Annotated in this window: 4 protein-coding genes; 2 read left to right on the plus strand and 2 right to left on the minus strand. The window is 68.4% G+C overall.

From position 1 onward, the window contains the following. Positions 1–37: 37 nt before the first annotated feature. Complete coding sequence (locus tag V9K99_RS02800) at positions 38–2,458, minus strand: right-handed parallel beta-helix repeat-containing protein (protein WP_337007600.1); 2,421 nt, start codon at positions 2,456–2,458, stop codon at positions 38–40. After that, a complete protein-coding gene (locus tag V9K99_RS02805; protein WP_337007601.1) occupies positions 2,455–8,934 on the minus strand; it encodes a hypothetical protein in 6,480 nt (2,159 codons plus the stop codon). Before V9K99_RS02805 ends, V9K99_RS02800 begins: the two co-directional genes overlap by 4 nt. Positions 8,935–8,996: 62 nt before the next feature. On the opposite strand from V9K99_RS02805, the gene V9K99_RS02810 reads away from it, so the two are divergent. Both V9K99_RS02810 and V9K99_RS02815 read left to right on the plus strand, forming a co-directional pair. Next, positions 8,997–9,875 (plus strand): hypothetical protein, encoded by an 879-nt coding sequence (locus V9K99_RS02810; RefSeq protein WP_337007602.1) that lies wholly within the window; start codon positions 8,997–8,999, stop codon positions 9,873–9,875. A 26-nt stretch (positions 9,876–9,901) separates the two neighbouring features. After that, complete coding sequence (locus tag V9K99_RS02815; protein WP_337007603.1) at positions 9,902–10,210, plus strand: hypothetical protein; 309 nt, start codon at positions 9,902–9,904, stop codon at positions 10,208–10,210. The last annotated feature ends 6 nt before the right edge of the window (positions 10,211–10,216 follow it).

A 10,216-nucleotide genomic window follows, 5' to 3' on the forward strand; every position in this document is an offset into this window, starting at 1 on the left:
ACGCCGGGCAACCGGGGCAAGAGGTCAGACCAGTTCGTCAATCGGCCGGGAGATCCGCAGCCTCGAGAGCGACGAGTTGGGCTGGCGTCGGGGCGGTGAGCTCGGCGAGGCGGTGGGCCTGGCGTTCGGTCATGGCCTGGAAGACCTGGCGGGCGGAGCGGCCGTTGCCGAAGCCGTCGCCGCGGGGCAACTGCTCGAACAGCCCGGTCAACGCAGTCCGAGCGTCGGTGGTGACGTCGTACTGGTGCTCGCGAGCCTGGTGTTCGACGATCGCGACCAGTTCGGCCGGGCTGTAGTCGTCGAACAGCAGCGTCCGGGTGAAGCGGGACGACAGGCCGGGGTTGGAGCCGACGAACCGGGACATGTCGTCGACGTAACCGGCCACGATCACGACGAGATCGTCGCGGTGGTCCTCCATCAGCTTCACCAGCGTCGCGATCGCCTCCGCACCGAAGTCGTTGCCGATGCCGGCCGGCGCCAGCGAGTAGGCCTCGTCGATGAAGAGCACGCCGCCCAGCGCCTGGTTGACGGCGGCGGTCGTCTTCGGGCCGGTGTGGCCGACGTACTCGCCGACGAGTGCGGTCCGGTCCACCTCGATCAGATGACCGCGGCGGAGCAGGCCGAGCGCCTTGAGCACGCGGCCGTACAGCCGGGCCACGGTGGTCTTCCCCGTGCCGGGATTGCCGGCGAAGACGAGGTGCCGGCTGAGCGGTGGCGCCGGTAATCCAGCCTCCTGCCGCATCCGGACCGCCTGCATCAGCTTGACCATCGACTGGACATCGCGCTTCACCCGCTCCAGACCGACCTGCTCCTTGAGTTCGGCCAGCACATCCGCCAGCGTCTCATCCTCGGGAGGCATGCTCTCGGCAAGGGGCTCGACCGGCGCCGGCGCACCACTGGTGGCGACGACCGGCGTCTGGGGCACCATCGCCAGGCCGTCGACCGTGCAGTCCTCGAACACCGGGCTCGCTCCGTCCTCCTGGCCGACCGGCTCAGCGCAGTCACGGATGCGCATGTGCCGGAACGCTGGTGCGGAGGCCTTGCTCAGATGCAGAGCGGGGTACTTCGTTGCCACGACATCGCAATCACTGAACACCCCGGCGCTTTGCTCGCCGAGGTAGATACCGTTCTTCGCCACCTGCTCGATTCGCAGCCCGCGCACGGTCGGGCCGGCTCCGGACCACACCACCAGGCCGGACCCCTCGCAGTGTGCGATCGTCGTACTGTCGATCTCGGCCGTAGCGCCCGTGCCGATCACGATCCCAGCGGCCGACGTACGACTGACGCGCATCGAGGCGAGCCGGGCGGTGCCGGTGCCTGAGCTCAGATCGATCCCCGTCGTACCGCCGGTGATCCAGCAGCCGTCCGCGGAAGCCGCAGCACTGTCGACCACGGACAGCCCGGACATCCCCGGCTCGACGATGCCGCACGCCTTCAACTCCACCTTGGCTTCACCGGTCACGTGAATGCCGTGCTCGGAACCACCACGGATCAAGCAGTCGGCCAGGTCACTCGTCGCCGTCCCGGTCAGATGCACCGCGCTGTACGCCGACCGGTCGATGCGGCTGTCGGTCAGCGTCACCGCGGCGGATCCGGAGACCAGCACCCCGTTCGCGCCGACGTCCGCGATCGCACAGCCGCGAGCGACCACCTCGGCCTCGTCCTGCACCACGAGACCACTCGCGACAGCGTTCTGCAGCCGGCAGTCCGTCAACTCCGCCTTCGCCGATCCGGCGGCATGGATCGCGGCAGCGCCGGCGGCGTCCACTCGCAACTCCTCCATCGCACCAGCCGCAGCGTCCTCCAGGAGTACGCCGGCCATCCCGGTGCGCCGTACGACGGAATCCACGAGCCGCAGGCGGCTGCTGCCCCGCAGCCGGATGCCGTAGCCGACCGTGTTCTCCAGCCGCAGCCTGGTCGCCTCAAGGGATGCGGCTCCGGACAGCACTGCCCCGATACCGTCGATGTTCGCGATGACCGTGTCCTCGGCCTGGGCCCGGACCCGGCCGGACAGGTGGAGCGCGGCCAGCCGGGTGTCCTCGATCCGGGACCGGCGGAGGACGACCGTCGTGGTCCCGTACCCGGCGAGATCCGAACCGGACTGCTCGTTGCCTCGGGCATGGACTCGGCCGCCGCCGATGGTGCAGTCCTCGACCAGTACGCCGGCCCCGGACGAGATCTGCACGGCCGGCCCGTCCCCGGATCCCCGCAGGACCAGGCCCCGAAGCGTGCACTCCAACCCGTCCACGGTCAGTACGGCGCTGCCCGGCGTACCGGTGATCGTCACGCTGCCGGGACCGTGCTCGGCCGTCACCGCGACCGACCGGTCCAGCACGACCGACTCGGTATAGCTGCCAGGGGCAATGAGTACGACGTCGCCGGGACCGGCGGCCCGGACCGCGTCGGTGATCCGGCGGAACGTCCCCCGCCCCTTCGGCGCCACCACTCGAGTCGTCACAGTGTTCCTTCCGATCCGGCCGGCACAACCAGGCCTGACTCGTGCGGGACGAAGCCCGGCGGCACTTGGAACCAGGGCGGGTTGATCGAGGCGCGGTACGCGCTGGTCAGGAACACGCTCTGGATCGACTTCTCGAACACCCGGAACGGGAGCTGCAGCCAGAAGTCGCCGAATCCCTGCCGGTGGAAGAACCGCGACCCGCCGAAGCCCAGCGCCACATTCTTCACCAGCGCCGTACTGACACCGGTGGTCAACGACGCGAGCGCGTTGATGCCGCCGTCACCGGCGGCCGCCCCGCCGCTCAGCTTGACCGTGGTGCCGTCCGCGTTCGACACACCGAAGATCGCCGCGTTCATCGTGCCGTTGACGAATCCGGACAGCACCGACGGGCCGAGGTTGAAGCCGAAGTCGTACACGCCGCCACGCCAGCGGGTCGCCGACTCGTTGCCGCCCCACTCGTTGCCCCAGAACTTGTCGTGATTCATCGGCCGGCGGTTCCAGTGCTTGCCGGTGTCGAGGTTGGCCATCCCGAGCTTGAGGTTCCGCAACTCGCCACCGAGTTTGGTGTCGCCGAGCACGGAGCCGACGCCGGTCTTGATAGTCGAGGTGACACCGGCGTTCATCAGTGCCTTCAGTGCGTCGTTCCCGCTGAACGGCTTGTTCTGCGCGGCCGCGACGATCGCATTGACGATCAGGTTCGCGGTGAACTCGAGGACGAACTCCTGGGCGAACTCGAGCATCGCCTTCTGCCCGATGACCTTCCAGGCCGGGGCGTACCGCGCCTCCCGGACCGCGTTGCCGTACGGCGTGAGCGTGCTGCCGCGCATTGTCCAGTCCGACCCGGTCAGCCACGGCATCCGCTGCGCCTCGCGAACCCGCCGCCCCCAGCCGCGCAGCTCGGTCAGCGGCCCGCGGAAGTCGTACTCGTTGCCGGTGAGGTGCAGCTTTCCGTTCCGCATCTCGAACACCAGACCGTTGTCAGCCCGTTCGCCGAGCAGGTTGCCGTGTTGGTCGTACAGCTTCCACTGCCCACGCCACGCGTCGGTCTCCAGGTAGTTCGGCCCGGACGGCTGCCGCTGCCGCACCACGGTCCCGTGGTCGAACTCCTTCCACCTGCCGTACTGCGTGACGCCGTTGTCCAGGTGATACTCGCGGATCCGGAGCGGGCCGCCGTCAAGATGCGTCGGCGTCTCGCGCACCACCTGAGCACCGAGTGCACCGGTCGGTGGCAACTGGTCCCGGCTGTATACCGCGCCACTTTCCCAGTCGCGGTGCCATACTCCGTCGCCCGTGCTCCACAACCGATCAAGGTCGACCGAACCAGCAACCCGCTGCCCGAGCTTGTCGAATTCGCCGGACTTCCAGCCGACGGGCGTCTGCCACGACTCGACGTACCGGCCGCCGTCGAGCATCCGGCGGTCTCGGACCAGGTTGCCCCCAGCATCGAAGTCGCGGAACGAGTCGTCCCAGGACAGTGCATCGTCGGTCGAGCCACGGAAGAACTGCCGCTGACCGCCACGACCGGCGACCGGGATCCCGTCCTTGTCCACCAAGCGCCAGGTCCAGCGGGCGGAGTCCGCCGATCCCATCGCCTGGACGAAGAAGGCGCCTGGTCGTTCGAGTTGCCTGGTCGACAAGCCGGTCAGGTTGCCGTGCGCGTCGCGTTCGGTCCAGAGCGTCCGGATCGCCACGTCGTGGTACTCCCGCACGACACCACCCGGGCGGCTCTCCCGGATCACCTCCCAGGTGCCGTTGACCTGCTTGACGTCCCTCCAGGTCTCTCCGGTCACGAGGCGCCATCCGCTGTCACCCCCGGCTTCCCAGGGAATGCCGCCGTTCGGATGCGTCGCCTGCGGAACTCTGGTGTCGCCTCCGACCTTGAGCTTGGTCCCGTCGGACAGCGTGCTGGACGATCGGACGAAGTCGCCGTGCCGATTGACATCCACGAAGCCGCCGTCCATCGCGGTGTACCTGATGCCGTTCTGCTGCCGGCCGTGCTCCCAGTGAAAGATCTGGAAGCGGTTGTCGTCGGCGAGATGTGCGGCGATGCCGGTTGGGCGCGGGTTGTCGAGCAGCGGACTCTCCCGGACCCAGACGGGCGGCCGCTGCTCGCCCTGCCGGGTGACCGTGAGCAACTCGGTCCCAACCTTCGTCCCGCTGCCGGACTCCTTGCCCTGGCGCGCGTGCTGCGTCCAGGTACCCGGCCGATCCACTGAACCGTCGGCGGCCCGCGTGAGCGTGAACTCTTGGTACTGGCCCGCGTTCTCCGGGAGGTGCCAGGCTCCCCACTTCTGCTGTGCGACGTCGGTGACGTCCTGGCCGTTGATCCGCCGGGTGATGGTGTCGGTCCAGCCGTCACCGATCCGCTCGAGCGTGCGATCGCCCTGTGCGACGAGTGCCGCGTGGTCGTCGTACCGGAACCACTTCCAGCCGTCGTCCTGTTTGATCGCGAGCACGTGACCGGTCGACGAGTGGTACTTCTGCAGGCCGCCGCGGTACTCGCGGATCGTCCGCCAGGACTGATCGACATCACGCCAACCGGAGCCGGTGGTGTCGAAGTGCCGCGTCCCCCAGCCGGTCAGATTGCTGTTCTGGTCGTACGACGCCCACGTCGTACTGCGGTTGACCTTGCCGAACCCGAGCGTGTCGGTCGTGCGGAAACTGTCGAGCACAAGTCCATCCGGCAACCACCGCCGCTCGAACACCTCCACCGGCTTCCCGGTCGAACTGAGCAACCGGATCCGGCCGTTCCCGATCCCGGCCAGGTCCACCTTCCCGTGGTGGAAGGCCCCGTCACCGATGCTGTTGTCGACCCTGTTCACTCGTGACCAGGTGCCGCTGAGATGGTCGACCACATAGTCGTACGTCGTCGCCCGTCCGTTCCCCACCACCGGGAACCCCTGCCGCGCCAGCTTCCCGGTGGCGTCGAACTCGTGGAACTCGCCATGCCGCGCGGCACCCGGCAGGTCGACCTCGATCCGCACCCCGCCGGTATTCGTCGGCGTGATCCGATGATGCACCGCGAGTTGACCCGTATCGCTGGACCACCGCAGGCCGCCGTTGTCCAACCGGGCCACATAGCCATCGAACGACGCGACTGTCTGGGACCTGATGCCGACGGTCGGGTTGCCGTCGAGGTCGAACGTCCTGACGTTCCCACCAGGCTCGGTCAAACGCAGGCTGACGCCGGCCCGGGCAGCGGTGACGTCCTGCATCCCATCACGCAAGTACCAGGCGCCGCCGGTTGCATCCACGACCAGGACCCGTCCGTCCCCCAACCGCCGGGCCGTCACGCCGGGTCGAGGTACGCCGTCGTTGTCGACGATCCGCTGGCCGGCCGGACCGTCCTCGACGAACCACTGGCCGCGGATCTGGTTGCCATCGGCAAGTGACAGCGACTCGACCTGGAAGGAGCCGGCCGGGCCGAACTGCCGGCTGACACCGTCCTCCTGGATGATCCGGAACCCGCCGGGTCCGGTCCGGCGGACCGTCACCCCGGGGACACTCTGTCCGGCAAGATCGGTCAGGACGAAAGCGCCACCTGGTTGGTGCACGACCACGCGGTCCACCTGCCCTGGGGCACCGCCGAGCCGCGTGCCCTGGCTCAGCGGTGCGCCGTTCGGGTTGAAGTGGAACGTTCGTCCGCTCGTCACGTCGGTGATCCGCAGGTTGCCGCCCGCCAGCACCTCGAGCCTGCTCTGCGCACCGCCGCCGACGAGGTGATGGGTCACGTTGCCGCCGGTGCCCTCGATCCGCACCCGGATGCCGGGGTGGTCCGGGATGCCCGACAGGGGCAGCACGCGAATCTCCGGACCCGCCGCTGCCGCCTTCACACCGCCCACCGCACGGGGACGCTCGTTGATCGAAGCAACCACCAGCTCGTCGAGGTTGCGACCGATGCCGTCGGGATCCAGGCCATGAGTGGCGCCGAAGGTGCCCTTCAGGTCGCGCAGAGTTCGTTCGGCCGCACCGAGCTCGAGGCGTACTTGGTCGAGTGGATGTCCGGCCGACGAGCTGTCGGGTCGACCGGCCAGGCTGTCCAGCCGCAGCCTGGTGGCGTCGACGTGTTGCTGAGCCCGCTGGATCCGTTCCCAGTCGGCCATCCGGGCCTGCACGGCCAGATCGGAGTCGCCAGGCCGCCGGAACACGCCCGCCCGGGCGGCGAGATCGGCGTCCCACTGACCGGCCTTCGCCCCCTCGGGCTTCATGAACCGGGTACCCTGGTCGACCAAGTTGCCGTTAGCATCGAATCGGAACGTCTGCCCGGATGCCGTGTCGGTGAAGCGAAGCTGTCCGCCAGGCAGCGGCTCGATCCGCCCGTGCGGTCCACCGTTGAACAGCTGATGGCTGACCAGGCTGCCCTGCTTCTCGATCCGCACATACACATCCGGCCGATCGGGAATTCCGCTCAACGGCACCTCGCTCCGCACCGGCGCGGGCAGGTTCTTCCCGGCCGTTCCCGGTCCGTCGACCGCGATCGGCCGCACCGCCACCTTCTCGCCGTACGACGCGGAAGGGGGAATGCCGTCCGCCGAGCCGACCCGCCCAGCCGGTTTGGTGTTGTCGACCAGCTGCAGCGCGGCGCTCACCCGGTCGACGCTGGGGGGCTGGATGCCCTGACCGACCGACAGGTGCTGGGCAGGCGGAATGGTCACCAGGTCGTCGAGGTTGAGGCGAAGCTGGTTCACGACCAGCGCGTGGGTGGTGCCTTCGCCGATGCGGCTGCCGATCGACGGCGGCAGGCCGAGCGCTGGGTTGTTGCCCCGGACGGCCGGCGCGAGGAGATCGCCGATACTCGTGGCCGTTCCGTGCACACCAGGATTGGGTACTGCGGCGAGTCCCGAGGTCACCGCCGCCCCGTGGGTCACCGGTGCCGCCGTACCTGCGGTGGCCGGAAGATGGAGTCCGGAGGCGGTGACGGACGTCGTACCGGCAACGCTCATCCCGAGGTCGCCGGAGCGCACGTTGACCAAATCACCGAGCCTGATCCCGTCGAGACCGTCGACCGCCTTGGCCGCGTGGAACCCGTGCCCGGGCAGCGACGTCAGGTCCGTTCCGATCCGGATCGCGCCGAGATCCATCGCCGGCGGGTTGCTGACCACCTGCGACAGCGCGCCGATCCCGTCGAGCCCGGTGTGCAGTGCGGGCGGGGTCACCGGGGCCGCACTGATCCCGCGGCCGACCGCTCCGGCGAGCGGCGCCCCGAACACATGCTGACCGAACAGACCCCGGTTGACCACGCCGATCTTCAGCGCACCCCAGAACCCGAAGGCCCGGATCTCACCGGCGTCCACCGGCAGGATCAACCGCAGGAAGCGGGTCCCGCCCAGCTCCTGTCGCGCGAACGCCCAGCCCGTCTGGATGCCGGCCCAGGTCTTGCTCCCGGCGAAGGCGAATCCGTTGGAGATCGCCCGCACCATCCCCACGTTGGCGTTGTACGCCCCCCGCAGTACACCGAGGGTGAACTGCACTGGCGATCGAAGCAGACCACCGGCGAAACCCACAACGTGCCTGAGCCCGGACACCACGAACAGACCGGTGTCCCGGATCGCGACCGAGGCGACGATCGGCAGGTGCGACAACCCGGGCAGGAGCCGGGTGAACAGGAAGTCCCTGGTGAAGACCTGCTTGATGCCCTGGAGCAGTCCCTTCGCACCGGTGAGGACGGCCTTGCCGATGCCCTTGAGGATGCTGAAGATCGGCAGCGCCTTGGTGGTCGGCGCGATCAGCCCGAGCCCGGCCAGGAACAGGTCGAGGAACCCGGCGTCCCCGTTGGCGAAGTCGACCGCGGTCTTCAGGAAGAGGGCGAGGTTCACGCCGAGCGCGAGCAGCGCGATCGGGCCGCCAAATACCAGCGCCGGGATGATCAGGATGATCGCCAGCCACTGGAACGCCTCCCAGAAGACCTGGCAGCCCGAGATCGGCAGCGAGATGTGCGAGACCGTGCGGATCCGCCCGGCGACGGACTGCCCCTGCTCGGCCTGGTATTCGCCGGCCTGCTTGGCGAGGTCGGCCTGCCGTTGCCGTTCGGGATCGTCCTCGGCCAGGCCGCGGCCGACGTTGAGCGCCGCATCGGCCTTGCTCTGCTGCTCGACCACCACGGAATGCCAGTCGCGCAGCGCCTGCGCGGACGTCTCGAACGCCCAGGCCACGTCCTCGACATGACCGCGGAGCCGGTTGTCCACCTTGGCGCGCAGCGCGTCCGCGGTGGCGCCGGCGAACACGCTGTCGTCGGTCGTGTTCATCACGGTCTCGATCGCGTTGTAGATCTCCCGCGCCTTGCTGCCCAGATGCTGGAAGATGTCGGCGAGCTGGGTGATCGTCTCCGGATCGCCGGGCGTGGGGTCAGCCGGCAGGCCGATCGCATCCCAGTCGCCAGGGCGTGGCATGCCGTCGTCCCCTCTCGCCGTGGTGTCCCTCCGGCTGACCACGTGCGAGCCCGCCGCCAGGTTCAGTACCTGGCGTATTCCGGCCATCGGTGAACCTGGGCACACCGCCGTACGTGGTCAGCCGGAACCGACCATCAGCGGGAGGCCGTGTGCCCGACAAGCTCCGGATCGACTACAACATCCTCAACGACGCCAAAGCGGACCTGCACGAACTCGCGGGCGACATCAAGCCACTGCTCGACGACAGCCTGTTCAGCCGGCTGGCGTCCACCGAGGACGCGACCAATCTGCTGGGCAGCTCCGACGTCGGCTACGCCGTCACCAACCTGCACGACGAGGCCAAAGGCACGCTCGGCCGGGCGCACGACGGGTTGATCGCCCTGGGCAACTCGTTCGGCTCGGTGGGCGAGGCGTTCCTCCAGTTCGACGCCGAGATCGCGCAGGGGATGGGCATCACCGGGCAGAACCTCGGCCTGGACAACTGGCGGCGGGACAAGGCCGCCTGGGACTACCGCCAGAACCACAAGGACGACTGCAAACCCGGCCCGGACGGCAAGTTGCCCGACTTCTGCAGTGCGACCGATCCCGGTCCACCGCCGCTGGACCAGGTGATCACCACCGACCGCGGCTGCGTCCACACGCACCTGACCTTGGACCAGAACGGCAACGTGACCGGGGAAGAAACGACCGTCAAGTACGACGGCAAGGTGTACAAGACGGTCACCAGCTACAGCAGCACGAACAACACCAACACCATCGTCACCGACAGCACCTACCCCGACGGCACCACGGTGCACAACGAGACGTACCTGAACTCCGACGGCAGCGGGACCATGTACACCCGCAACAGCGACGGCTCCTGGAGCAACTACACGCGCGGCCCGAAGGACAGCCAGGGCGACGCGCCCGACTGGGTCTTGACCGCCGGCAGCGACGACCCGAACGACTCCGATGACGACGGCGGCGGCGGCTCGAACCAGAATCCCCGGCCCGGACCGCCTGGCGCACACGTTCCCAACAAGATCTGACACCCCGAGAAAGCGAGTCCAGTCCCATGGCCTACGACGGCATCAACCTCGAGTACGGCAAGATCCTCGAGGTCGTCAACGTGATGACGACCGCCCACGACCAGATCGTGCCGACGATCGAGAACCTTCGCACCCGGGTCAACACCCTGGTCGACGACGGCATGGTGTTCAAGCAGTCCAGTGACGTGATCCGGAACACCTACAACCAGTTCGACACCAGCCTGAAGGCGGCGGTGAAGGGCATCCAGGACTTCTCCGAGATGTTCAACAGCATCAAGAAGAACGCCGAGGAGTTCGACGAGGGCATCAAGAACAGCCTCAGCCAGAGCAAGTGAGCCGAC

The organism is Kribbella sp. CCNWLW201 (assembly GCF_037203805.1).
In the GTDB taxonomy this organism is placed as follows: domain Bacteria; phylum Actinomycetota; class Actinomycetes; order Propionibacteriales; family Kribbellaceae; genus Kribbella.